Here is a 22,349-nt window from a genome sequence, read left to right on the forward strand (position 1 = left end):
ACAGCCGCCAGGGATGGGAAACGGATGGAGGGGGATGGATATCCCCTCAAATCACGCTCCCGGTCTTCGCAAGAAGGCCGCTCCCGAACAGCGACTGGCAGCCGGAGGCGAAACCGGCGAACCCCGAATCTCCACGGGGGACGCAGCTTAAAGCAACGACGGAACGGGCTTTTTTGGTCTCGCTGGTCCTCCAAAGACCAGCACCGAAGAGGCTTGTCCTTCATTGCCGGGCGTGCGGGGTCTCCCCAAGCGACGGTTATCAGAGTCCGGACGTCACGTTCGGCTGTTCTCGGCGTCTCCATCGCGCCTTGAATCGCTGACGCGTCAGCCGGCTTCATGTCGCATCGGCGCCGCCTGCGCCGTAGGAGAAGCGTCTCATGACCGAGCGCATCCGTGAATTCCTGCGTGACCGCCGCGAGGATGGTCCCTGCGTCGTGATCGACCTCGACGTCGTGCGCGAGAACTACGTCGCCTTCTCCCGGGCGCTGCCGGACACCCGCGTCTTCTACGCGGTCAAGGCGAACCCGGCGCCGGAAGTGCTGCGCCTGCTCGCCAAGCTCGGCTCCTGCTTCGATTGCGCCTCGGTCGTCGAGATCGAGCTCGCCCTCGCGGCCGGCGCCACCGCGGACCGCATCTCCTTCGGCAATACCATCAAGAAGGAGCGCGACGTCGCTCGCGCCATGGAGCTCGGCGTGCGCCTGTTCGCCGTCGACTGCACGGCCGAGGTCGACAAGATCGCCCGTGCCGCCAAGCTCACCGGTGCGCAGGATGCCCGCATCTTCTGCCGCATCCTCTGCGACGGCGCCGGCGCCGACTGGCCGCTCTCGCGCAAGTTCGGCTGCGTGCCCGAAATGGCCGCGGACGTGCTTGAGCATGGCCATCGCCTCGGCCTCCAGGCCTATGGCATCTCGTTCCATGTCGGCTCGCAGCAGGCGAACGTGAACGCTTGGGATTCGGCCCTGGCCTCGGCTTCGGCCGTGTTCAAGGAGTGCGCCATCCGCGGTCTCTCGCTGTCGATGGTCAACCTCGGCGGCGGCTTCCCGGCACGCTATCTGCGGCCGATTCCAGGCGTCCCGGCCTATGGCGATGCGATCTTCCAGGCGCTGTCGAAGCATTTCGGCAACCGTCTGCCTGAGACCATCATCGAGCCCGGTCGCGGCATGGTCGGCGAAGCCGGCCTGATCGAGGCCGAGGTCGTGCTGATCTCGAAGAAGAGCGAGGACGACCAGGTTCGCTGGGTCTATCTCGACATCGGCAAGTTTAACGGACTGGCCGAGACGATGGACGAGGCGATCCGCTACCCGATCCGCACGATCCGCGACGGCGACGCCACGGTTCCTTGCGTGCTGGCCGGCCCGACCTGCGATTCGGTCGACGTCATGTACGAGAAGACGCCGTACATGCTGCCGTTCAGCCTCGAGATCGGGGACAAGGTCCTGATCGAGGGCACAGGCGCCTATACGACGACCTACTCGGCCGTCGCCTTCAACGGCTTCCCGCCGCTGAAGCAGTACGTCATCTGACGAATAGGGGCTGGTTCGCCAGCCCCTGTCCAATCGGGTCCGGCGAAGCGCCCTGTCATCTATCGGCAGGCTGCCCGGGAAACCGGGCGGAGCGTCCGCGTCTCCAAGAATGGAGCGCGGGCGTGGCTCCCGCCGGACCCTCTTCCACACATCCCTGTTTGCTTGTGGCCACCTTTTCGGGCGGCGCCGGGAAGGTCCGCGAGATGGCGGGCGCTCCGGCAGGAGGTGCGTCATGATCACGATCCGCGACGAGATCGAGAACGATGTCCCGGCCCGCGAGGCCCTGCTCGACCGCTGCCTTGGCGAGCGCCGCACGGCGAAGTCGAGCGAGCGCCTGCGCGAAGGCCGCCTGCCGGCGCAGGGGCTTGCCCTCACGGCGGAACGCGACGGCGCTCTCGTCGCGACCGTGCGTCTCTGGCATGTCGAGGCCAACGGCAAGCCGGCGCTGCTGCTCGGCCCGCTCGCGGTCGCGCCCGAACTTCAGGGCGAAGGCGTCGGCAAGGCGATGATGCGCGAAGCGATCTGGCGCGCGGCTTGTCGCGGCCATGGCGCGATCCTGCTCGTCGGTGACGCACTCTATTACGAGCGTTTCGGCTTCACGCCTGCGTCGATGGCCGATCTCGCCATGCCCGGCCCGGTCGAGCGCGAGCGCTTCCTCGGTCTCGAATTGCGCGAGGGCGCGCTTCAGGACGCGACCGGCGTGCTGAAAGCCACGGGGGTACTGGTCCCGGCCGAGGGCGCGGAGGGTCTCCGACGTCGTGCCGCCTGAGTTTTCGGACATGCACCATCTTTGACGGGCAGGCCTCAGGGCCTGCCCGTTCTACGTTCAGGCGCCCGTTATTTCACCGGCTTCGTTGCTGAAGCGTCATCCCACCTTCACCGGACTGTCGTCCAGCAGCGCCATCACCCGCGGCGAAGGCGGGGACGATGGCGGACACGGTTCTGACGAGCGGATTGGCAAGACCGCAGGCGATGCGGCTCGCGGCCTGGCGGCCTCGCCGTCAGACGATGCTGGCCTTCAGCCTGCTGGCGCCGTCGCTCATCCTGCTGACGCTGTTCACCTACTGGCCGGTGATCCAGGTCGCCTGGCAGGCCCTGCATAACCAAATCAGGATCGGCGGTCCGCAGACCTATGTCGGCCTCGCCAATTTCGCAGCGCTCTTCGCCGACGCCGCCTTCCGCAAGGCGCTTTCCAACAACCTGCTCTATGCCTTCGGCACGGTGATCCCGAGCCTTGTTCTGGCACTCGGTTTCGCCATGGCGCTCGCCAGGTCGAGCCGCGTCAACGCGCTTCTCCGCTCGCTCTTCTTCCTGCCGGTGCTGATCCCGCTCGTCGCCGCCGCCTCGATCTTCCTGTTCATATTCCTGCCCAATGCCGGGCTGCTCGACTACCACCTCGCCAAGCTGGCGATCTCTGGCCCGAACTGGCTCGGCGATCCCGATATCGCGCTCTGGTCGATCATGGGCCTGACCATCTGGAAGAACGCCGGCTACTACATGCTGTTCTTCCTGGCCGGGCTGCAGGCGGTTCCGGCCGACGCCTATGAGGCGGCGATCCTCGACGGCGCCAATCCCTGGCAGCGCCTGCGCTACGTCACCCTGCCCTATCTCAAGCCGACCATCGGCTTCGTGCTGGTGATCGGGCTGATCAACGTCGTCACCCAGGTCGACCACGTCTTCGTCCTGACCAAGGGCGGCCCATCGGACTCGACCAATCTGCTATTGTTCTACGTCTATCAGCAGGCGGTCGAGAGCTACGATGCAGGACGCGCAGCCGCCGGCACGCTGGTGATGCTGGCTCTGCTGCTCGCGATCTCGGCGAGCTCGCTGCGCACGCTCGAGCGCTCCTTCGGGGAGCGCGAGCCATGATCGAAGCCTCGAGCGGCGTCGCCAATCGCGAGATCAGCCCCAAGCTCGGCTACGCCGCGACCTTGCTGCTCGCTGCGCTCTGGATGACGCCCTTCCTCTGGATGCTGGTCGCCGCCTTCAACCCGCATACCTATGGCGGCTCCGGCATGGCCTCGCTGGTGCCGTCCTACGTCCCGACGCTGAACAACTTCGCCGAAGCCTGGGCTTCGGCCGATTTCCCGCGCTACGGCCTCAACACCGCGATCATCAGCTTCGGCATCCTTGCCGGGCAGATCGTGATGATCACGCTGGCCGGCTACGCCTTCGCCAGGCTGGAGTTCCCCGGCCGGACGCTCTGCTTCTATCTCTTCCTGCTGCAGCTGATGCTGGCACCGGTCGTGCTGCTCGTGCCCAATCTGGCGACGATCGCGAAGCTCGGCCTCTATGACAGTCTGCTCGGCGTGATGGCGCCCTATTTCGCCTCCGCCTTCGGCACCTTCCTGATGCGCCAGGCCTTCAGGGCGATCCCGCGCGAGCTCGAGGACGCGGCGCTGATCGACGGCGCCAGCGTCTGCCAGCGCATCGGCTTCATCTATTTGCCGCTGGCGAAGCCTTCGCTGATCGCCTTCGCAATCGTCTCCGTCACCAGCCATTGGAACGAGTTCCTCTGGCCTCTGATGGTGATCAACTCGCCGGATCTGCGCCCGCTCACTCTCGGCCTCGCCTCGTTCACCCGCGGCGCCGAGGGCGCGCAGGCCTGGGGCGTCATCGCCGCCGGCACCCTGATGGTCAGTGCGCCGCTGCTGATCGCGTTTGCGCTGTTCCAGCGGGCTTTCGTCAATTCCTTCGTTTCCTCCGGCATCAAATGAGGACCACCATGATCACGACACGCCGATCCATCCTCGGCGGCGCGGCCTTCGCCGCCGCCCTCGCCCTTTCCCCGGCCATGGCTCAGGCGCCGACCGAGATCGAGCTGTTTTTCCCGGTTCCAGTCGACGGCCAGCTCGCCCGCGACATGGCGGCCCTGATCAAGGAGTTCAACGAGACCCATCCTGCGATCAAGGCGACCCCGGTCTATACCGGCTCCTATGACGAGACCCTGATCAAGACCCGCGCCGCGATGAAGGCCGGCAAGCCGCCGGCGGCGGCGATCATGTCGGCGAACTTCCTGCTCGACCTCAGGATCGAGGGCGAGATCCAGAAGCTCGACGAGCTGATCAAGGCCGACGGCAAGAACAATGACGGCTTCATGGGCCAGTTCTTCCCGGCGCTCTACGGCAATGCCGTGATCGAGCGTTCGGTCTACGGCGTGCCGTTCCACAACTCGACGCCGCTGCTCTACATCAATGCCGAGCACTTCAAGGAAGCCGGACTCGATCCTGAAAACCCGCCGAAGACCTGGGACGAGTTCGCCGCCGCCGCCAAGAAGCTGACCAAGCGCGAGGGCGATCGTGTCACGCGCTGGGGCATCTCGATCCCGTCGCAATACGACACCGGCGGCTGGATCCTGCAGGCGCTGACCTATTCGAACGGCGGCCGCTGGTTCAACCTCGATTACGCCGGAGAGGTCTATTACGACGCGCCCTCGACCCTCGGCGCGCTGACCTTCTGGAACGATCTCATCGTCAAGCAGAAGGCTCTGCAGCCCGGCGTCCAGCAGGGCGGCGCGGTCACCACCGCCTTCCTCTCGGGCCAGGCCTCGATGATGCTGAACTCGACGGGATCGCTGACCCATGTCCGCAACAACGCCAAGTTCCCGCTCAAGGTCGCCTTCGTGCCGAAGAACCTGCAGAATCAGGTCCCGATCGGCGGCGCCTCGCTGGTGATCCCGATCGGCGTCGATGGCGAGCGCAGGAAGGCTGCCTGGACGCTGATCACCTGGATGACCTCGCCGGAGAAGTCCGGCTGGTGGAGCCGCGCCACCGGCTATTTCGCCCCGAACATGAACGCTTATGACCTGCCGGAGATGAAGGCCTTCCTCGAGAAGAACCCCGACGCCAAGGTCGCGGTCGACCAGCTCGCCTATGCCAAGCCCTGGTTCGCCACCTACAAGACCGTCGTCGTCCGCAAGGCGATCGAGGACGAGCTGCAGGCCGTGCTCTCGGGCAAGAAGCAGCCGAAGGAGGCGCTGGTCTCGGCCCAGAAGACCGCCGACGAGATCATGAAGCCCTATGTCGAGCAGACCGCGCTCAAGCTGCCGACGAACTGAACGGCAACCGCCACCGGCATGGTCGGGCTGGTCCCGGCCATGCGCGTCTCCCCGGCGCTCACGCCACCTGGCGGGGCGCTCACTACAAGGCCGAGCACGATGCTCGGATCCTCCATGGATACCGCTCGATGCTGATCGCCCATATCACCGACCTGCACATCCGCCCGCTCGGCAAGCCGGCCTATCGCGTCTCCGAGACCAACGCCCTGACCGAGCGCGCGCTCGACGTCATTGCCGGCCTGCGTCCGCGTCCGGATGCGCTGGTGATTACCGGTGATCTCACCGATTGCGGGCTCGCCGAGGAATATGAGCTGCTGGCGAGCCTGCTCACGCGCATCGAGGTGCCGGTGCTGCTGCTCCCCGGCAATCACGATCGTCGCGAAACCCTGACGGCCGGCCTCCAGCTCGGGCCGCATGCGGTTCTCGACGACGGCTTCATCCAGTTCAGCGCCGATATCGGCGACATCAGGCTGATCGGCCTCGACACCTTGCTGCCGGGCCAGAGCGCCGGCGCGCTCTGCGACAAGCGCCTCGCCTTCCTGGAGAACGCGCTCGCCGGCGCGAACGGCAAGCCGGTCGTCATCTTCATGCACCATCCGCCCTTCGATTGCGGCATCGTCCACATGGACCGCATCCGCCTGCTCGACGGCGCCGATGGCTTCCGCGAGATCATTATCCGGCATCAGAACATCGAACGCATCGTCTGCGGCCATCATCACCGGCCGATCACGACGCGCTTCGCCGGCACGATCGCGCAGATCGCACCGAGCGTCACGCATCAGGTCACGCTCGACCTCGCGCCCGAGGGCCCAGCGACCTTCCACATGGAGCCGCCGGCCTATTACCTGCACAGCTATCGGCCAGGTACCGGGCTCGTCAGCCACATGGCCTATGTCGAGCGCTATCCGGGCCCCTACCCCTTCGTGCTCAACGCCGACTATCCCGGTGCGCACGACTGACGGGCAGAAGCGTGGCGCCGGCGGGATTGACCCCCGGAACGCCAGGCCATACCAGCGTCCGCTTGTTCTGCAAGTAACCAACCCAGGAGTTGAAAAGAATGACGGATTGGCCCGTATACGGCGAGATCAGCGGCCCGATCGTGATGATCGGCTTCGGTTCGATCGGCCGCGGGACACTGCCGCTGATCGAGCGGCATCTCAAATTCGACAAGAGCCGGTTCGTGGTGATCGCACCCGATGACGACAACCGCGCCCTTCTGGACGAGCGCGGCATCCGCTTCATCCAGGAAGCCGTGACGCTCGAGAACTACAAGACCATGCTGGAGCCGCTGCTGACCGCGGGCGGTGGCCAGGGCTTTTGCGTCAACCTGTCCTGCGACACCGGTTCGCGCGACATCATGGAGCTCTGCTCCGGCCTCGGCGCGCTCTATATCGACACGGTCAACGAGCCTTGGCTCGGCTTCTATTTCGACGAGACGAAAGGCCCGGGCGAGCGCTCGAATTACGCGCTGCGCGAGATGACGCTCGCCGCCAAGCGCGCCCGTGCGCCGGGTTCGACGACGGCCGTCTCCTGCTGCGGCGCCAACCCCGGCATGGCCTCCTGGCTCGCCAAGAAGGCGCTGCTGAACATCGCCGCCGACATGCGCCTCAACGTGCCGCAGCCGACCACCCGCGAGGAATGGGCCGGGCTGATGAAGCAGGTCGGCGTCAAGGGCATCCATATCGCCGAGCGCGACACGCAGCGTTCGCGCAACCCCAAGCCGCCGGGCGTCTTCGTCAACACCTGGTCGGTCGAGGGCTTCATTTCCGAAGGTGTGCAGCCGGCCGAACTGGGCTGGGGCACCCATGAGAAGTGGATGCCGGACAACGCCCGCACCCACGAGACCGGCTCGCAGGCAGCGATCTACCTGATGCAGGCCGGTGCCGAGACCAAGGTGCGCAGCTGGTGCCCGACTCCTGGCCCGCAATACGGCTTCCTGGTGACGCATAACGAGTCGATCTCGATCGCCGACTATTTCACTGTGCGCGACGACAGCGGCAAGGCGGTCTACCGGCCGACCTGCCACTACGCCTATCATCCGGCCAACGACGCCGTGCTCTCGCTGCACGAGATGTTCGGCAATGCCGGCCGCCCGCAGGAGGAGCACCATATCCTCGAAGAGAACGAGGTCATCGACGGCATCGACGAGCTCGGCGTGCTGCTCTACGGCCACGACAAGGGCGCCTACTGGTTCGGCTCACAGCTCTCGACCGACGAAGCGCGCACCCTGGCTCCCTACCAGACCGCGACCGGCCTCCAGGTCACCTCGGCCGTGCTCGCCGGCATGGTCTGGGCGCTGGAGAACCCCACTGCCGGCATCGTCGAGGTCGAGGAGATGGATCTCGACCGCTGCCTGGCGATCCAGATGCCCTATCTCGGCCCGGTTGCCGGATACTACACCGACTGGACACCGCTCGACGGCCGCCCGGGCCTGTTCCCGGAGGATATCGACACCTCCGACCCCTGGCAGTTCCGCAACATCCTGGTGCGCTGACACCAAAGCAAAGGCCCGCCTCACGGCGGGCCTTTTCGTTTCAAACCGGCTGCCGGCTCAGAAGCGCGGCGTCGAGAAGCTGTTGGCGAATGGGTTGGCGCCCGAGCCGATGCGCGACGGCAGCGTACCCTCGCCATAGAGCTCGCCCGACGCGGAATAGACCGGGCTAGTCACAATATTTTGGGTGGAATAGCGGTTCATGCTGCCGACCGGCACGACATTGCCGGCGTCGAAATAGCTGCGCTTCTGCACGGTGACGCGCAGCGGGCGGCGCTGCTGCTGAGCCTCAGCCACGGATACGGCAAACGTGACGGCTGCGACGGACAAGGCCAGGCCGGCGGCAAGGCGGGAAAGCGAACGCATGACGATCTCCTGAGGCGGTTGCCCCCGCCAAGGCTGTTGGCGGACCGGCTGTCGCTGACGATACAATTCCAGAGTTAATGCTTTTATTGCGCCTCGCCAGTGCGCCGCCGCAACACGAGGCCGTTACCGCGCCTGCGCATGCTTGCCGCTGGTCGACCGCAGGGCTGGCGCCTTGGCGTCGGCGTCGAGCCAGGAGCCCTTGCGCCCGGTCGCGGCCAGCCGCGGCACCGAACAGCCTTGGCGACGATTGAGCTCTGTGCGGGCGAAGCTGGCGCGCAGCTCCGGATCGTCGCCGGCGCTCAGGAGATTGATCCGGTCGAGCAGGCAGATCAGTTGCGCCCGGTCGGCCGGCTTGGTTTCGCTGCCGCACCACCAGCCCGAAATGGAGAGATGAGCCGCCTCGTCGAGATGGCGAAAGGCGATGCAGGCCCGCCCCGCTGCGCCGTCGCTCAGGCTGGTATCCGCAGTCTCGACGGTACCGAATTTGGTCTCGATCGCTGTCGTTGCGCCGCTGCGCCCGACCGAAAGCCCGCGCGCCGCGCCTTCGCGCACCAGCGTGATCACGAAGGGTTGCGACAGACCGGAGAGCGCCTTTTGCACCTGCGCATCGCGATTGACCTGGAATTTGAGCGACAGGAAGGACTTGCCGTCCTCGAACGCACCGAAGGTCAGTACATCCTCGCGCCGCTGGCCGTCCTGGCTGCGCCGCGCCTCATAGGCGCTGCGTTTGTCGAGCTCCGGCGATTCCACACCGAAGAGCGCGATCGGCCGGCTGATCGCCACCCAACCTTCCTCGCCGGCGGCAAGTGGCAGTGCCTGTTGGCGAACGTCGCGTATCGCAGGTCCGGTCGAAAGTTCCGTTGGTCCTGGCAAGCCGGCGAGCGCCGGCTCCGACGAGCCAGACGAGAGCCCGGCGACGAGCATCGCGGTCAACCCGATCCCGGTGACGGCGGCGAGCCCGCGCCAGATGAGGCCGCCTGTCAGGCCGATGGCTCCCGAGCGCAGGACACGCCGCATCGGCCGCATGATCCGTGTAATGCCGGTCTCGATCGCATCGGCAAGATCGACCAGTCGCGCCGCGAGATCGAAGCGTCCCGGCGCAGCGTTCGCCAGGACGTGCAGGCGCGGCTGAAGGCGCTGCCAGGTGGCGTTTATCCAGTCCCCGAACACAATAGACCCCGACCCGTTTTTGACCGCCTGCACCCCTGCACGCAGCCCTCGCCCACTCGCAGCAGAGCTTTCGCCGGGGCGAGTGAGCGGGTCGTTACCAGGCACCTTCCATCGTGAAACAGGGTCAATGGCGGGTAAGGAGGCAGGGTTAATGCTGCGGGGCGGCTCTGACGATTGACTTTTTACGGCGGCTTGTGTTTGGGATTGCGCGCCGGACATTCTCCTCCGGCTTCGCGATGATGTTCAGGTTGGCTCTGTGACGTTCCGTCTGACGACGAAAACCACGACCAAAACGACGGCCGGGAAAACCCGGACGTCCCACTGACACGTCGCCTCGATTCCGGGTTCTCCCCCGGCCGGGGTTAACCGGCCGAACCCGCAAACGAGACCAGCGGCGACGGCTCCCCGGGGAGGTTGAACCGGTTTCGCCAGAAGGAATTCTTAGAGATGAGCTTCAAGGTCGCGATCGTCGGCGCCACGGGCAATGTGGGTCACGAGATGCTCGACATCCTCGCCGAGCGTGCTTTCCCCGTCAGCGAAGTGGTGGCGCTCGCCTCCTCGCGCTCGATCGGCACCGAGGTCTCCTTCGGCGACAGGACGCTGAAGGTGAAGGCGCTCGAGCATTACGACTTCTCCGACACCGATATCTGCCTGATGTCGGCCGGCGGCGCGGTCTCGAAGGAGTGGTCGCCGAAGATCGGCGCGCAGGGCTGCGTCGTGATCGACAACTCCTCGACCTGGCGCATGCATCCCGACGTGCCGCTGGTCGTGCCCGAGGTGAACGCCGCTGCTGCGGCCGGCTTCACCAAGATGAACATCATCGCCAACCCGAACTGCTCGACCGCCCAGCTCGTCGTCGCGCTGAAGCCGCTGCATGACCGCTTCGGCGTCAAGCGCGTCGTCGTCTCGACCTATCAGTCGGTCTCCGGCGCCGGCAAGGAGGCGATGGACGAGCTCTTCAACCAGACGCGCTCGGTCTTCGCCGCCGGCGAGGTCGAGGTGAAGAAGTTCCCGAAGCGCATCTCTTTCAACGTCATCCCCCACATCGATGTCTTCATGGAGGACGGCTACACCAAGGAAGAGTGGAAGATGATGGCGGAGACGAAGAAGATCCTCGATCCGAAGATCAAGCTGACCGCCACCTGCGTGCGCGTGCCGGTCTTCATCGGCCACTCCGAGAGCGTCAACATCGAGTGCGAGAAGCCGGTCACCGTCGAGGAGGCGCGTGAGGTGCTGCGCACCGCTCCCGGCATCCTCGTCATCGACAAGCACGAGCCCGGCGGCTACATCACCCCGCATGAGGCGGCCGGCGAGGACGCGACCTATATCTCGCGCATCCGCGAGGACGCCACGGTCGAGAACGGCCTCGCCTTCTGGTGCGTCTCGGACAATCTGCGCAAGGGCGCGGCGCTCAACGCGGTCCAGATCGCCGAGGTTCTGATCAACCGCAAGCTGATCCAGCCGCGCAAGAAGGCCGCCTGAATTCGGACCGGGCAGTTCAAATAAAATTCCAAGGCGGGCACCATGCCCGCCTTTTTCTTGCGCGGACGCATGACGGCCGTACCGGATTTGCGCAAGGGTCCGCCGCGATCATCGGCTACGGTCGGCCTTTCATCGAGATTTGCCGAAACCTTGCCCGACACCTTGACGAGAGTGCCTCTGCCGGTCGATCCAGCCCCGGCCGAGCCGCCGCAGCGCCCCGCGCCGCGGCGCGACAACAGCCTGCGCGGCATCGGTCTGATGCTGATCGGCAGCGTCTTCCTGTCCGCTGCCGACGTCGCCTCGAAATACCTCACGGCAACGACCCCTGCACTCCAGGTCGTCTGGCTGCGCTATGCTGCCTTCGCGCTGATCATGCTGGCGGTGGCCGCCCCTGGCGGCTTCGCGCAGTTGAAGCCAAAGCGCATGGGCATGCAGATCCTGCGCGGCGTCGCTGTCACGGTTTCCTCGATCCTGTTCGTCTCGTCACTGAAATACCTGCCGATCGCCGATGCGACCGCGACGAGCTTCGTCTCGCCGCTCTTCGTCACCGCGCTGTCGATCCCGATCCTCGGCGAGAGGATCGGCTGGCGGCGCTGGACTGCGACAGCCGTCGGCCTGATCGGCGTACTGATCGTCGTCCGCCCGGGCGGCAGCGACTTCCAGCTCGCCTCGATCCTTCCCGTCCTTTCGGCGGTGACCTGGGCCTTTGCCCTGATCGTCACCCGGATGATGAGCGCGAGCGAGAACCCGGTCACCACCCTCGCTTGGTCGGCCGTTGTCGGCTGCCTTGTGCTGTCGGCGCTGCAGCCGCTGACCTGGCAGCCCCTGACGACCGAAGCGCTGCTGGTCGGCCTGTTCATCGGCGTATTCTCGACCGTCGGGCACTGGTTCGTGATCCAGGCCTTCAGGCACGCCGACGCCTCGCTGCTGGCGCCATTCTCCTATGTGCAGTTGCTCTGGGCCTCGGCCTTCGGTTTCATTCTGTTTTCCGTGTTGCCCGACGCCTTCACCTGGTTCGGCTCGGCGATCATCATCGCGTCCGGGCTTTACACCGCCCATCGTGAGCGCATCCGGGCGCGCATGGTCACGGGACGATAGGCTGAAGCTGCATCCAGTTCGCGGGCAGCGCTCTATTCAGGACTCTGCCCGCACTCTAGCCTCGGTCCGCAATGGCCTCTCTCATCGCCCTCGGCCGCCGCGCCTTCCTCACAGCCGGCTCGGCGCTATTGTCAGCCTGCTCGCCGCTCGGACTGCTCAATGCCCTCACGCCCGGTGATGCCGGCGGCCGCCTTGCGGCCAGCGACATCGCCTACGGCCCGGACGAACGCCACAAGATCGACGTCTACGTGCCTGTGCAAAGCACAGGCAACGCACCGGTCATGGTCTTCCTCTATGGCGGCGGCTGGAACAATGGCGAGCGCGCCGATTATGCCTTCGTCGGCCGCGCCTTCGCCGCTCAAGGCTTCGTCACGGTCATCCCTGATTACCGGCAGGTGCCGCAAGTCCGCTTCCCTGCTTTCGTCGAAGACGGCGCCCTCGCCCTGCGCTGGGTCCGCGACCACATCGCAAGATATGGCGGAGATGCGACTGGGATTGCGCTCAGTGGCCATTCGGCCGGTGCTTACAATGCGATGATGCTGGCGCTCGACCGCCGTTTCCTCGCCCGCGCTGGCCTGCCTTCCGGTTTCGTGCGCTGCATCGCCGGGCTTGCTGGCCCCTATGATTTCCTGCCGCTCGACGATCCACGCAGCATCGCCGCCTTCGGCGAGTTTCCGCGACCGCTCGACACCCAGCCGATCAGCTTTGCCAGCGCTCGCGCGCCACGCACCTTCCTCGCAACCGGCAACGAGGACGAGACTGTCAGGCCACGCAATAGCATTGCGCTCGCCGCAAAACTTCGCGCTGCGGGAGTAGCGGTCGAACTGAAAACCTACCCCGGCATCGGCCACGCTGGGATCCTGCTCGCCTTGAACAACGGCTTCCGGGGCGGCGCACCGGTTCTCGCCGATATCGTGCGCTTCACAAAGGCCTAGGGCTTCTTGGGCGACGCTCCATAACGGGCCATGAACATCGTCACCGCCTCGCCGACGACGCCTGCGATCTCCTCCTCGCTCGGCGGCATACGCACGGCATTGAATAGACGCGGGCGCATCAGGGTCGACTGCGAGAGATCGACGAACTGCGCCGCCGCCAATGCAGTGTCCTCGATCGCAAGCTCGCCCTGCGTCACGCGACGGGCGAGAAAGGCGGCCAGTTGCTGTGCGCCTTGCATCGGGCCACGCTCATAGAATTCACGGCCGAGATCGGGCATGCGCTCGGCGACCCCAAGCACGATCCGGTGGGCGCTCAGCGCGAAGGCACCGGTCAGCAGGCGCACCAACCCGGCACCGAAATTCGTCAACGCCAGATTGAGGTCGGGCTCCTCGGCGAGAGCTGCGTACATGCCCTGCTTCTGCTTCTCGCGCTCACGTTCGATAAGCGCGACGAAAAGGTGCTCCTTGTCCTCGAAATAGACGTAAATCGTGCCCTTGGAGACGTTTGCGGCTGCGGCGATGTCGTTCATGCTGGCCGCGTCGAAGCCGCGCGCCGCGAACACGGCATGTGCGCCTTCGAGGATCTGGTGACGCTTGTCGGGGTCGGCACCGGCAACGCGCCGGTTGCGGGAGATCGCCTTGACGTGTCGCGGCTCTAGCGTCGCGCTCATTGTGTTCCATCCGTTTCGCGCATGTTCGCGCTTGCAAAAATAATCGAACCGCTTGGTTCGATTTCCTCTTGATATGCACTGCGGACGGCGCTATTTCAACCGCAATCGAACCAAGCGGTTCGAATTGTGATTGTCAGGGCATTGTCACCATGACTGTCGAATCCGCCATTGAAAAGCGCTCCGAGGACCGCCGCGACCGGCTGAAGCTGGTCGACCCGGTGCTCGAGCAGACCCCCGCGCCCGTCGAAGCCCGCAAGGCTGACGAGGAGCGCACCGCTGCCCCACAGGCAGGCGACAAACCGGCGCCCAAGAGCCGCAGCAGCAAGCGCATCGCCTTGATCCTCGTCGCCGGCACGGCGCTCGCCGCCGGCCTCTGGTTCGGCGTCGACTGGTGGCGCAATGGCCGCTTCATCATCTCGACCGACGATGCCTATGTCGGCGCCGAAATGGCGACGATCTCGGCCAAGCTGCCTGCCAACATCGCCACGATCGCGGTCACGCAGAACCAGGAGGTCAAGGCCGGCCAGTCTCTGGTCGCGCTCGACGCCGGCGACCAGCGCATCGCGCTGGAAAGTGCGCAGGCCAAGAGCGCCACGGCGAAGGCCACCCTGTCTCGCATCGACGCGCAGATCGAGGCTGCCCGTGCCAGCCTGCTGCAGGCGCAGGCGCAGCAGACCTCGGCCGAGGCCGCTGTCACTCGCACCACCGCCGATTTCGACCGCGCCAGCAACCTCGCCGCCAAGTCCTATGGCTCGCAGGCGACGCTCGACGCCGCCACCGCCGCGCGCGACCAGGCCGCCGCCTCGCTGGCCAGCGCCAAGGCCGGTGTGGTCCAGGCTACGGCCAATATCGAAGTGCTGAAGGCGCAGCGTGTCGAGGCCGCCCGCCAGATCGACGAGCTCAAGGTCGCCGAGGACAAGGCCACGCGCGACCTCTCCTTCATGACGATCTCCGCGCCGATCGACGGCCTCGTCGCCAATACCAACATGCAGCTCGGCGACCTCGTCAGCGCCGGCAAGCGCCTGATGTCGATCGTCCCGCTCGACAAGGTCTATGTCGATGCCAACTTCAAGGAGACGCAGGTCGGCCCGCTGAAGATCGGCGACAAGGCGAAGGTCACCATCGACGCCCTGCCCGGCCAGAGCTTCGCGGGCACCGTCAGCGGCATCGCCGGCGGCACCGGCTCGGTCTTCACCTTGCTGCCACCCGACAACGCCACCGGCAACTTCACCAAGATCGTCCAGCGCGTGCCGGTCCGCATTGCGCTGTCGCCCGAGTCGGCGGCCAGGCATGTGCTGCGTCCCGGCATGTCGGTCGTGGTTTCGATCGACCCGCGCCCGAGCGCAGGGAACTAAGACACCCGGGCCCCCGACCCGAGGAGCCATTTCCGACCGGGAAATGGCGATGCGCAGCGGCTCATTCGCCCCTTCTGAGCCAAACCGCAGCGCGCCTCACGGCGCTCCTCGGGCCGGGGGCCCGGTTCAAACCCCAAGCTGAAGCCCGAAGCTGAAGCCCGCTCAGGAGGCCGGCATGGCCACCGCCGCGACTGCGATCCCCACCGGCGCCCCACCGGCTGCCGACGCCATCCCCATGCGCCGGATCTTCGCCTTCCTGGCGATGGTCTTCGGCATGTTCATGGCGATCCTCGACATCCAGATCGTCTCGGCCTCGCTCGCCGAGATCCAGGCCGGTCTCTCGGCTTCCAGCGACGAGATCGCCTGGGTCCAGACCGCCTATCTCATCGCCGAAGTCATCATGATCCCGCTGTCCGGCTATCTCAGCCGGGCGCTGTCGACCCGTGTCTTCTTCTCGATCGCCGCTGCCGGCTTCACTGTGGCGAGCATACTTTGCGCCACATCGAGCTCGATCAACGAGATGATCCTCTGGCGCGCGATCCAGGGCTTCATCGGCGGCGGCATGATTCCCGGCGTCTTCGCCGCGGCCTTCACGATCTTCCCGGCCTCGAAGCGGCCGATCGTCTCGCCGCTGATCGGCCTGATCGCCACGCTCGCCCCGACGATCGGCCCGACTGTCGGCGGCTATCTCAGCCATGCCTTCTCCTGGCACTGGCTCTTCCTGGTCAATGTCGTGCCCGGCATCGCCGTCACCATCGCCGCCTGGACGCTGATCGATTTCGACAAGCCCGATCATAGCCTGCTCAAGCGCTTCGACTGGGTCGGCCTCATATCCATGGCCGCCTTTCTCGGCAGCATGGAGTACGTGCTCGAGGAAGGCACCCGCCTCGACTGGTTCGAGAGCCACGAGATCATTCTCTTCACGGCCGTGATGATCATCGGCGCCATCATGTTCTTCTGGCGCGCGCTGACGCGCGACGACCCCCTGGTCGATCTCTACGCCTTCAGGAACCGCAACTTCGCCTTTGGCTCGCTGTTCTCTTTCACCATGGGCATCGGCCTTTATGGGCTGACCTATCTCTACCCGGTCTATCTCAGTCGCATCCGCGGCTATGACGCGCTGATGATCGGCGAGACCATGTTCGTCACCGGCCTTGCCATGTTCCTGACCGCGCCGATCGCCGGGCGCCTGTCGACCAAGCTCGATCCGCGCATCATGATGATGATTGGCTTCGGCGGCTTCGCGCTCGGCACCTGGCTCGCCTCTTCGATCACCGCCGACTGGGATTTTCACGAACTGTTGATCCCGCAGATTCTGCGTGGCTGTTCGCTAATGCTGTGCATGGTGCCGATCAACAATCTCGCGCTCGGGACCTTGCCTCCGCAGCAGCTCAAAAATGCATCCGGTCTCTACAATCTCACCCGCAATCTCGGCGGCGCGGTTGGCCTCGCGGTGATCAACACCCTGCTCAACGGCCGCACCGATCTACACATCACGCGCCTGCACGAGGCCGTCTCCGCCGGCCGCCAGATCGCCGAGGAAAATCTGGCATCGATGACCCAGCGCTTCATCGAATATGGCGACATTGCCCAGTCGATGGCGCTGAAGCTGCTGACGCAGCGGGCCCACAAGCAGGCACTGGTCATGGCGTTCGGCGACGTCTTTCTCGCCTTGACCGTCATTTTCGCTGCTTTGGTGCTGCTGTCCCTGTTCATGACCAAGCCGCCAGCCGTGGCCCCCGCCGGCGGTGGCGGCGGCCACTAAGAGCGGCCAACTCCGCCCGGCGCGCGTGGTGGACAACCCCCTGATGCGTCTTGCCGCAGGTGCGAAGAGATTGACAGTCGGCTTCGGAAGCGTCAAAAATATGAGTAATATCAGTAGTTTAGATAAATTCTAAACTGCATTGGAACTGATCTGCGAGTTGGAAAGCGTTCATGAGCATTCTGTCCCTCAAGGATGGCAGCCCGGTGCGAGCCCAGGCGGACCAGATTCCCTGGCCGCAAAAGGCGCCCGCCGCCTGCCCGATCAGCGCCGTCAAGGCGCGCCTGCGTAGCGTCGGCTTGCGGCCGACCCGGCAGCGCATGGCGCTTGGCTGGTTGCTCTTCGCCAAGGGCGACCGCCATGTCAGCGCCGAGATGCTCTATGAAGAGGCGCTGCGCGCCCGCGAACCGCTTTCGCTCGCGACCGTCTACAACACGCTGCGCCAGTTTTCCGAGGTCGGCCTGCTGCGCCAGGTCTCGGTCTCCGGGCCGAAGACCTTCTTCGACACCAATGTCTCGGAGCACCACCACTTCTACAACGAAGACGACGAGACCGTCGTCGACATTCCGGGTTCCGAGATCCATGTCTCGGGTCTGCCGGTCGCCCCGGAAGGCATGCTGATCGCCTCCGTCGAAGTGATTGTGCGCCTGCGCCGCGCCGATGAAGAGGAGACGGTGACGAAGGTCGCCGGTGGCCGCCGGGCGTGATCGTCTGCTCCTGCAACGTTTTATCCTGCCGGCAGATCAAGGGTACGATCGCGCCGGATGGGAGCGGTCCGCGCACTGCGGGCGAGGCTTATGATTGCCTCGGCTGCAGCCCGGATTGCGGCCGTTGCGCCCGCGAGGTCCGCGCTCTGCTCACGGAGGCGCGCGCGGCCTGCGCCAGCCAGTGCCATAGCTGCGCCAGCCATGAAATCGCCTGCTCGGTGCATGTCTCTATCGGCCTGATGATGGCCGGCATCGAGGAGAACGACGACCGCGTCGCAGCCTGATCAAGGTTGCACGATTTTTCCTGATACCGCACGATCTCCCTCTTCCCTTTCGCGCCTCCAAGCTCTACATTAGGATCATTCTAATGTAGCTCATTGCCAGGAGAGCAGCGATGAAGGGTGACAAGAGGGTCATCGAATACCTCAATAAGGGCCTGCGCTCCGAGCTCACGGCCATCAACCAGTACTGGCTGCACTACCGGATCCTCGACAATTGGGGTCTGAAGGACATGGCCAAGATCTGGAAGAAGGAATCGATCGAGGAAATGGTCCATGCCGACCGCTTCACCGACCGCATCCTCTTCCTCGAAGGCTTCCCGAATATGCAGACGCTTGACCCGCTGCGCATCGGCGAGAACGTCAAGGAAGTGATCGAATGCGACCTCAAGGCCGAGATCGAGGCGCGCGCGCTCTATCAGGAAGCCGCCAAATACTGCCGCGAGGTCGGTGATTACCCGTCCGAAGAGCTGTTCAAGAATCTGATGAAGGATGAGGAAGGCCATATCGACTTCCTCGAGACGCAACTCGACCTGATCGGCCGCATCGGCCTCGAACTCTACACCCAGAAGCATATCGGCGGGCTCGAGGGCGACCAACACTGAGCAACGGTGATTCGTGGCAATGACCAACCGGGCCTGGCGACAGGTCCGGTTTTTGTTGCGCGCCGTGCTCGCCAACTGGGGCGCACCATGCCAGAGACCAGACCGACAGCATGGAGATAAGCGGATGGGATTGATCGTCGCGGTGGCCCGGGATGACCGCCACCACTTCAGCAAGCCTGTCCTGCCCATGATCCACCTGCTTGCCGGCCTCGGCATCGAGGGCGATGCCCATTGCGGCGCGACGGTGAAGCATCGCTCACGCGTCGCGGTCGATCCGACCCAGCTTAATCTGCGGCAGGTTCATCTCATTCACGCCGAGCTTTTCAGCGAACTCGCAGCCGCCGGCTTTTCGGTCCGGCCAGGCGAGATGGGCGAGAACGTCACCACCCGTGGGATCGATCTGCTCGGCCTGCCCATCGGCGCCCGCCTGCAGCTCGGGGACGAGGCCGTCGTCGAGATCACCGGCCTTCGCAATCCTTGCATCCAGATCCAGGCTTTCCAGCCCGGCCTCCTCAAGGCAGTGCTCGGCCGGGCCGCCGATGGCAGCCTCATCCGCAAGGCCGGCGTCATGGCGGTGGTCATTGCAGGCGGCAAAGTCAGGCCGGGCGACGCGATCGCCGTGACCTTGCCGGCGCTGCCGCATCGCGCGCTCGAACGGGTCTGAGCCCCTCGGCATAGGCCCCGTCGACGCGGCGGATCTGGCGGGCCGCCGCTTCGTTGACCGAAAAACGGCGCAGCCCGAAAGCCACGCCGCTCATTCAAACCGATGCTCGCAAGGCAGGCGGATCAGACGTAGCTGATATTCGCCGCTTCCGGGCCCTTCTTGCCGGCCCGGATCGAGAAGCGTACGCGCTGCCCGTCCATCGGCGGCTGCAAACCGCTTCGGCTCAGCGAAGAGACGTGCAGGAACACGTCCGGCCCGCCCTGGTCCGGGGCAATGAAGCCGAAACCGCGCTCGGTGTTGAAGAACTTCACCGCGCCGTCGAACGGTCCCTCCATCGGGGCGCTAGCGCCGCGATCGAAGCTGCCGCGATCGCCACGGTCGAAACCGCCACGGTCGCCGCGGTCGTAACCGCCGCCGCCCCCATAGCCGCCGCCGAAATCGTCACGGGGCGGGCGCGGCGAGAACGGACGACCGCCGCCAGCGCCACCGCCGCCCGCGCCCGCGGCGCAGCCGGAGTCGCGGTCGAGGCGTCGATCTCGTGGACCGCGACAACCTGCAGGCCGCGCCTGCCTTCGCCGAGATCGCAGATGATGGTCGCACCGGGCTGCAGGTCCTGCGGATCTTGCGGGCCGATGGATGAAACGTGGACGAAAACGTCACCAGAGCCGTCCGCCGGAGAAGCAAAGCCGAAGCCCTTCTCCGGATCGAACCACTTGATCTTGGCTTCGACATTCTCGTGGGTGACGAACGGTGCCGGGGCGGCGGGCTTACGACGATCGAACATGCAGCTTCAACGATAGTGACCGGGAGCGCGCAATCTAGCGCAAGCTTCGGGGTTCGTCATCGGGGCGGCGCAGCAAAAATTCTGGTCCGGCGAAATGCTGCCGGATTGCCGAATTTTTCTCCAGAGACGCCGTTTCAAGCGGCGGATCGTTCAAAATTCACCCCATGGGGGGCAGACGTCAACCGCCTTGTCTCGGTTCGGCTTCCGAGCAGCGGATCATCTGGACCTTCTTCGGCATCTCGCCAACCGCCGGGACGAACTGCCCGGACTGGGGATCGAGCAGCATCAGCTCGCCGGTCGCGACCGCGAAATAAGCGCCATGCAGATGGATCCTCCCCTTACCCTCGAGGATGCTGATGCAGGGAAAGGTGCGCAGATTGGCGATCGACTGCTGGATCGAGAGCAAGGCCAGGCGCTCGACATAAGCCTCGAAGCTCTCATTGCGGCTGCGCCCGCCCGAGCGCCTGGCCGCTGGTTCGACCAGCGTGATCCACCTGCCGATGAAATCGCCGGGCGAAAGCGGGCCCTGGGCATCGTCGGCGAAAGCCCTGATGCCCCCGCAGCGGCCATGGCCGAGCACGACGATATGTTCGACCTTGAGCGCCTGGACGCCGTATTCGAGCGCGGCCGAGGTGCCGTGTAGCTGATCGTCCGGCGAGAAGGGTGGGATCAGGTTGGCGATATTGCGGATCACGAACATCTCGCCCGGACTCGCATCGAAGATCACCTCAGGCGAAACCCGCGAATCGCAGCAGCCGATCAACATGATCTTCGGCGTCTGTCCGCTCTCGGCGAGCTTTTCGTAGCGGCTCTGCTCGCGGACGAAACGATCGTCGAGGAAGGTGCGATAGCCTTCCGTCAGGCGCTGCGGGAACGGCTCTGAAGCTGGCTGGTCCATGGCGCGCAGTTGGGCCAGAAGGCGACTGCCTTCGTCAAGAGCTGGCTGGCATGATTCTGCTGCAATGCAGCATCAAATCTCGCAAATCCGCTTCTGCAATTGCGCCGCCAATGCCTCGCCATCGCCGCGGGCGACGATGCGCTTGAGTCGCGCACTCGCGCCGGCCGTCAGCGACAGCTGCGAGCGGGAAACGCCGAGCACCTCGGCCAAAAGCACGATCAGCGCGGCATTGGCCTCCCCCTCGGTCGGGGCAGCCCTGACCCTGGCTTTCAACACCTGGCGACCATCGGCCAGGGTCTCGATCCCACCCAGGCTGTCGCGCCCGCCGCGCGGCGTCAGGCGAATGGCGATCGCGAGCCCGTCCGGCGTGACGGACCAGGCCGTCACTGCTGCTAGAAGACGTTGGGGTAAATGTAGCGAGTGATCACGCTCTGGATGAAGAAGATCAGCAGTAGCAGGATGATCGGCGAGATATCGATGCCGCCGAGATTGGGCATCATGTTCCGGATCGGCCGCAGCGCCGGCTCGGTGATACGGTAGAGGAAATCCCAGACCGTGGAGACGAACTGATTGCGGGTGTTGACGACGTTGAAGGCGATCAACCAGCTCAGCACCGCCGAGGCGATCAGGATCCAGACATAGAGGTTCAGCGCCAACATCACGACGTCGAGAACGGCACGCATCGAACGGTATCTCCGAGAAGGCCGGGCGCTCCGCCGGAAGCGCCCACAAAACTCCTGCCGCAAGCGATTGACAGGAGCGCGACGCAAGGCCTAGAAGGCCAGCGCCTTGGGGCTGTAGCTCAGATGGGAGAGCGCTGCAATCGCACTGCAGAGGTCAGGGGTTCGAATCCCCTCAGCTCCACCAGGTTTTTCGCTAAATATATGGGATTAAACGGTTTTTAGCGGGACTGGTTGGGATTACCCCAACATTTACCCCAACAGGCGCCGAAGGCAGGCGTCGTCTCCATTTGAGCACCAGACCTGTTCGGCTGACGATGCGCAACGAAATCAGCGCTCGCGATCGACAATGGCTCGGGCGATTCGCCCCCTCCCCTAGTTCTGGCCGCCGCTCACGCCAACCTTCAGGCCGAACGCTTCATCGCCAGGCGGCATCGGCATCAGAAAACCTAGCCGCCTGTGTTGCCCCGTCATACCCTTTGTCTCAGCGGTCGATGTGCTCGGGCATCGCCTTCAGCTGATCCTTGGTCCAGCTGACGAGCGCGTGAACTTCGCCATCTTCGTCGCGCATGAAGTCAAGTTCGCCAATCGGGACAGCTACGGGCTTTGCGCCGATGCCAAGGAAACCGCCGACATCGATTACGACCTGACTGGTCGGCCCGGAACCGTGAATGTGGGAGACCGAGCCGATCTTATCGTCGCCGGGCCCATAGATAGTGGCCCCATCGAGTGCGTCGGCAGTCAACTCGGAGCTGGAAAGACGGATATGCTTGGAGTGGTCCATGATTTCCTCCTCATGCTCGAACTCATTGAACGAGCAGAG

25 protein-coding genes and 1 tRNA gene are annotated in these 22,349 nt (G+C 65.0%); 17 read left to right on the top strand and 9 right to left on the bottom strand.

What is annotated here, in order from left to right:
• The first annotated feature begins 377 nt into the window (after positions 1-377).
• The 7 genes from QO058_RS09120 to QO058_RS09150 all read left to right on the top strand — a co-directional run bounded on the left by QO058_RS09120 (position 378) and on the right by QO058_RS09150 (position 8,074).
• Complete coding sequence (locus tag QO058_RS09120; protein WP_284171707.1) at positions 378-1,523, top strand: type III PLP-dependent enzyme; 1,146 nt, start codon at positions 378-380, stop codon at positions 1,521-1,523.
• A 232-nt stretch (positions 1,524-1,755) separates the two neighbouring features.
• Positions 1,756-2,292: a GNAT family N-acetyltransferase gene (locus QO058_RS09125; RefSeq protein ID WP_284171708.1), complete on the top strand. Its 537-nt coding sequence runs from the start codon at positions 1,756-1,758 to the stop codon at positions 2,290-2,292.
• A gap of 158 nt (positions 2,293-2,450) precedes the next feature.
• The gene (locus QO058_RS09130) at positions 2,451-3,392 is read left to right on the top strand and encodes a carbohydrate ABC transporter permease (RefSeq protein ID WP_432212027.1); all 942 of its coding nucleotides are present in this window, start codon (positions 2,451-2,453) and stop codon (positions 3,390-3,392) included.
• Positions 3,389-4,240, top strand: a complete 852-nt coding sequence (locus QO058_RS09135; RefSeq protein ID WP_284171709.1) for a carbohydrate ABC transporter permease — start codon at positions 3,389-3,391, stop codon at positions 4,238-4,240. The genes QO058_RS09130 and QO058_RS09135 overlap by 4 nt, the downstream gene beginning before the upstream one ends.
• Positions 4,241-4,248: 8 nt before the next feature.
• Entirely contained in the window at positions 4,249-5,580 is a 1,332-nt protein-coding gene (locus QO058_RS09140; RefSeq protein WP_284171710.1) for an ABC transporter substrate-binding protein, read from the top strand.
• A 128-nt stretch (positions 5,581-5,708) separates the two neighbouring features.
• Positions 5,709-6,539 (top strand): phosphodiesterase, encoded by an 831-nt coding sequence (locus tag QO058_RS09145; protein ID WP_284171711.1) that lies wholly within the window; start codon positions 5,709-5,711, stop codon positions 6,537-6,539.
• A gap of 98 nt (positions 6,540-6,637) precedes the next feature.
• Positions 6,638-8,074 carry a homospermidine synthase gene (locus QO058_RS09150; protein WP_284171712.1) on the top strand — a complete coding sequence of 479 codons (1,437 nt, stop codon included), beginning with the start codon at positions 6,638-6,640 and terminating at the stop codon, positions 8,072-8,074.
• A 57-nt stretch (positions 8,075-8,131) separates the two neighbouring features.
• On the opposite strand, the gene QO058_RS09155 is transcribed toward QO058_RS09150, so the two are convergent.
• Both QO058_RS09155 and QO058_RS09160 read right to left on the bottom strand, forming a co-directional pair.
• Entirely contained in the window at positions 8,132-8,437 is a 306-nt protein-coding gene (locus tag QO058_RS09155) for a hypothetical protein (RefSeq protein WP_284171713.1), read from the bottom strand.
• Positions 8,438-8,560: 123 nt separating this feature from the next.
• Positions 8,561-9,826, bottom strand: coding sequence for a hypothetical protein (locus QO058_RS09160; RefSeq protein WP_284171714.1), 1,266 nt, complete (start codon positions 9,824-9,826; stop codon positions 8,561-8,563).
• 228 nt (positions 9,827-10,054) lie between these two features.
• Between QO058_RS09160 and QO058_RS09165 the strand changes: the two genes are divergently transcribed.
• The 3 genes from QO058_RS09165 (at position 10,055) to QO058_RS09175 (ending at position 13,122) form a co-directional block, all read left to right on the top strand.
• Positions 10,055-11,089, top strand: coding sequence for an aspartate-semialdehyde dehydrogenase (locus QO058_RS09165; RefSeq protein ID WP_284171715.1), 1,035 nt, complete (start codon positions 10,055-10,057; stop codon positions 11,087-11,089).
• 42 nt (positions 11,090-11,131) lie between these two features.
• Positions 11,132-12,187, top strand: coding sequence for a DMT family transporter (locus QO058_RS09170; protein WP_284171716.1), 1,056 nt, complete (start codon positions 11,132-11,134; stop codon positions 12,185-12,187).
• 71 nt (positions 12,188-12,258) lie between these two features.
• Positions 12,259-13,122, top strand: a complete 864-nt coding sequence (locus QO058_RS09175; RefSeq protein WP_284171717.1) for an alpha/beta hydrolase — start codon at positions 12,259-12,261, stop codon at positions 13,120-13,122.
• Here the strand turns inward: QO058_RS09175 and QO058_RS09180 are convergent.
• The gene (locus QO058_RS09180; RefSeq protein ID WP_284171719.1) at positions 13,119-13,793 is read right to left on the bottom strand and encodes a TetR/AcrR family transcriptional regulator; all 675 of its coding nucleotides are present in this window, start codon (positions 13,791-13,793) and stop codon (positions 13,119-13,121) included. The two genes, QO058_RS09175 and QO058_RS09180, sit on opposite strands and share 4 nt — an antisense overlap.
• Before the next feature lie 149 nt (positions 13,794-13,942).
• Here QO058_RS09180 and QO058_RS09185 point away from each other — a divergent pair, with 149 nt between their 5' ends.
• The 6 genes from QO058_RS09185 (at position 13,943) to QO058_RS09210 (ending at position 19,164) form a co-directional block, all read left to right on the top strand.
• On the top strand, positions 13,943-15,148 hold the full coding sequence (locus QO058_RS09185) for an HlyD family secretion protein (RefSeq protein WP_284171720.1): 1,206 nt from the start codon (positions 13,943-13,945) through the stop codon (positions 15,146-15,148).
• 175 nt (positions 15,149-15,323) lie between these two features.
• The gene (locus QO058_RS09190) at positions 15,324-16,913 is read left to right on the top strand and encodes a DHA2 family efflux MFS transporter permease subunit (protein WP_432212028.1); all 1,590 of its coding nucleotides are present in this window, start codon (positions 15,324-15,326) and stop codon (positions 16,911-16,913) included.
• A gap of 170 nt (positions 16,914-17,083) precedes the next feature.
• Positions 17,084-17,617: an iron response transcriptional regulator IrrA gene (gene irrA / locus QO058_RS09195; protein ID WP_284171721.1), complete on the top strand. Its 534-nt coding sequence runs from the start codon at positions 17,084-17,086 to the stop codon at positions 17,615-17,617.
• The gene (locus QO058_RS09200) at positions 17,614-17,901 is read left to right on the top strand and encodes a (2Fe-2S)-binding protein (RefSeq protein WP_284171722.1); all 288 of its coding nucleotides are present in this window, start codon (positions 17,614-17,616) and stop codon (positions 17,899-17,901) included. Before irrA ends, QO058_RS09200 begins: the two co-directional genes overlap by 4 nt.
• 110 nt (positions 17,902-18,011) lie before the next feature.
• Positions 18,012-18,500: a bacterioferritin gene (gene bfr, locus QO058_RS09205; protein WP_284171723.1), complete on the top strand. Its 489-nt coding sequence runs from the start codon at positions 18,012-18,014 to the stop codon at positions 18,498-18,500.
• A 124-nt stretch (positions 18,501-18,624) separates the two neighbouring features.
• Complete coding sequence (locus QO058_RS09210) at positions 18,625-19,164, top strand: MOSC domain-containing protein (RefSeq protein WP_284171724.1); 540 nt, start codon at positions 18,625-18,627, stop codon at positions 19,162-19,164.
• Positions 19,165-19,286: 122 nt separating this feature from the next.
• On the opposite strand, the gene QO058_RS09215 is transcribed toward QO058_RS09210, so the two are convergent.
• From QO058_RS09215 to QO058_RS09235, 5 genes are all read right to left on the bottom strand, one after another.
• Positions 19,287-19,499, bottom strand: a complete 213-nt coding sequence (locus QO058_RS09215) for a cold-shock protein (RefSeq protein WP_248309784.1) — start codon at positions 19,497-19,499, stop codon at positions 19,287-19,289.
• Complete coding sequence (locus tag QO058_RS09220) at positions 19,472-19,948, bottom strand: cold-shock protein (RefSeq protein ID WP_284171726.1); 477 nt, start codon at positions 19,946-19,948, stop codon at positions 19,472-19,474. Before QO058_RS09220 ends, QO058_RS09215 begins: the two co-directional genes overlap by 28 nt.
• Positions 19,949-20,126: 178 nt before the next feature.
• The gene (locus QO058_RS09225) at positions 20,127-20,846 is read right to left on the bottom strand and encodes a carbonic anhydrase (protein WP_284171727.1); all 720 of its coding nucleotides are present in this window, start codon (positions 20,844-20,846) and stop codon (positions 20,127-20,129) included.
• A 72-nt stretch (positions 20,847-20,918) separates the two neighbouring features.
• Positions 20,919-21,233 carry a DUF167 family protein gene (locus tag QO058_RS09230; RefSeq protein WP_284171728.1) on the bottom strand — a complete coding sequence of 105 codons (315 nt, stop codon included), beginning with the start codon at positions 21,231-21,233 and terminating at the stop codon, positions 20,919-20,921.
• Positions 21,234-21,238: 5 nt separating this feature from the next.
• The gene (locus QO058_RS09235) at positions 21,239-21,529 is read right to left on the bottom strand and encodes a YggT family protein (protein WP_284171729.1); all 291 of its coding nucleotides are present in this window, start codon (positions 21,527-21,529) and stop codon (positions 21,239-21,241) included.
• A gap of 108 nt (positions 21,530-21,637) precedes the next feature.
• On the opposite strand from QO058_RS09235, the gene QO058_RS09240 reads away from it, so the two are divergent.
• A tRNA-Ala gene (locus QO058_RS09240) sits at positions 21,638-21,713 on the top strand.
• 297 nt (positions 21,714-22,010) lie between these two features.
• Here QO058_RS09240 and QO058_RS09245 read toward each other — a convergent pair.
• A complete protein-coding gene (locus tag QO058_RS09245; protein WP_284171730.1) occupies positions 22,011-22,310 on the bottom strand; it encodes a PRC-barrel domain-containing protein in 300 nt (99 codons plus the stop codon).
• Between the last annotated feature and the right edge of the window lie 39 nt (positions 22,311-22,349).

Origin of the sequence: Bosea vestrisii (assembly GCF_030144325.1) — a bacterium.
GTDB classification, from domain to species: domain Bacteria; phylum Pseudomonadota; class Alphaproteobacteria; order Rhizobiales; family Beijerinckiaceae; genus Allobosea; species Allobosea vestrisii_A.

Coding starts and splice junctions, on each gene's coding strand:
- bfr (WP_284171723.1), top strand. CDS start 18,012: ATGAAGGGTGACAAGAGGGTCATCGAATACCTCAATAAGGGCCTGCGC.
- QO058_RS09120 (WP_284171707.1), top strand. CDS start 378: ATGACCGAGCGCATCCGTGAATTCCTGCGTGACCGCCGCGAGGATGGT.
- QO058_RS09165 (WP_284171715.1), top strand. CDS start 10,055: ATGAGCTTCAAGGTCGCGATCGTCGGCGCCACGGGCAATGTGGGTCAC.
- QO058_RS09180 (WP_284171719.1), bottom strand. CDS start 13,793: ATGAGCGCGACGCTAGAGCCGCGACACGTCAAGGCGATCTCCCGCAAC.
- QO058_RS09220 (WP_284171726.1), bottom strand. CDS start 19,948: ATGTTCGATCGTCGTAAGCCCGCCGCCCCGGCACCGTTCGTCACCCAC.
- QO058_RS09135 (WP_284171709.1), top strand. CDS start 3,389: ATGATCGAAGCCTCGAGCGGCGTCGCCAATCGCGAGATCAGCCCCAAG.
- QO058_RS09140 (WP_284171710.1), top strand. CDS start 4,249: ATGATCACGACACGCCGATCCATCCTCGGCGGCGCGGCCTTCGCCGCC.
- QO058_RS09150 (WP_284171712.1), top strand. CDS start 6,638: ATGACGGATTGGCCCGTATACGGCGAGATCAGCGGCCCGATCGTGATG.
- QO058_RS09245 (WP_284171730.1), bottom strand. CDS start 22,310: ATGGACCACTCCAAGCATATCCGTCTTTCCAGCTCCGAGTTGACTGCC.
- QO058_RS09170 (WP_284171716.1), top strand. CDS start 11,132: ATGCCCGCCTTTTTCTTGCGCGGACGCATGACGGCCGTACCGGATTTG.
- QO058_RS09160 (WP_284171714.1), bottom strand. CDS start 9,826: ATGTCCGGCGCGCAATCCCAAACACAAGCCGCCGTAAAAAGTCAATCG.
- QO058_RS09185 (WP_284171720.1), top strand. CDS start 13,943: ATGACTGTCGAATCCGCCATTGAAAAGCGCTCCGAGGACCGCCGCGAC.
- irrA (WP_284171721.1), top strand. CDS start 17,084: ATGAGCATTCTGTCCCTCAAGGATGGCAGCCCGGTGCGAGCCCAGGCG.
- QO058_RS09190 (WP_432212028.1), top strand. CDS start 15,324: ATGGCCACCGCCGCGACTGCGATCCCCACCGGCGCCCCACCGGCTGCC.
- QO058_RS09155 (WP_284171713.1), bottom strand. CDS start 8,437: ATGCGTTCGCTTTCCCGCCTTGCCGCCGGCCTGGCCTTGTCCGTCGCA.
- QO058_RS09235 (WP_284171729.1), bottom strand. CDS start 21,529: ATGCGTGCCGTTCTCGACGTCGTGATGTTGGCGCTGAACCTCTATGTC.
- QO058_RS09210 (WP_284171724.1), top strand. CDS start 18,625: ATGGGATTGATCGTCGCGGTGGCCCGGGATGACCGCCACCACTTCAGC.
- QO058_RS09130 (WP_432212027.1), top strand. CDS start 2,451: ATGGCGGACACGGTTCTGACGAGCGGATTGGCAAGACCGCAGGCGATG.
- QO058_RS09145 (WP_284171711.1), top strand. CDS start 5,709: ATGCTGATCGCCCATATCACCGACCTGCACATCCGCCCGCTCGGCAAG.
- QO058_RS09225 (WP_284171727.1), bottom strand. CDS start 20,846: ATGGACCAGCCAGCTTCAGAGCCGTTCCCGCAGCGCCTGACGGAAGGC.
- QO058_RS09175 (WP_284171717.1), top strand. CDS start 12,259: ATGGCCTCTCTCATCGCCCTCGGCCGCCGCGCCTTCCTCACAGCCGGC.
- QO058_RS09125 (WP_284171708.1), top strand. CDS start 1,756: ATGATCACGATCCGCGACGAGATCGAGAACGATGTCCCGGCCCGCGAG.
- QO058_RS09215 (WP_248309784.1), bottom strand. CDS start 19,499: ATGGAGGGACCGTTCGACGGCGCGGTGAAGTTCTTCAACACCGAGCGC.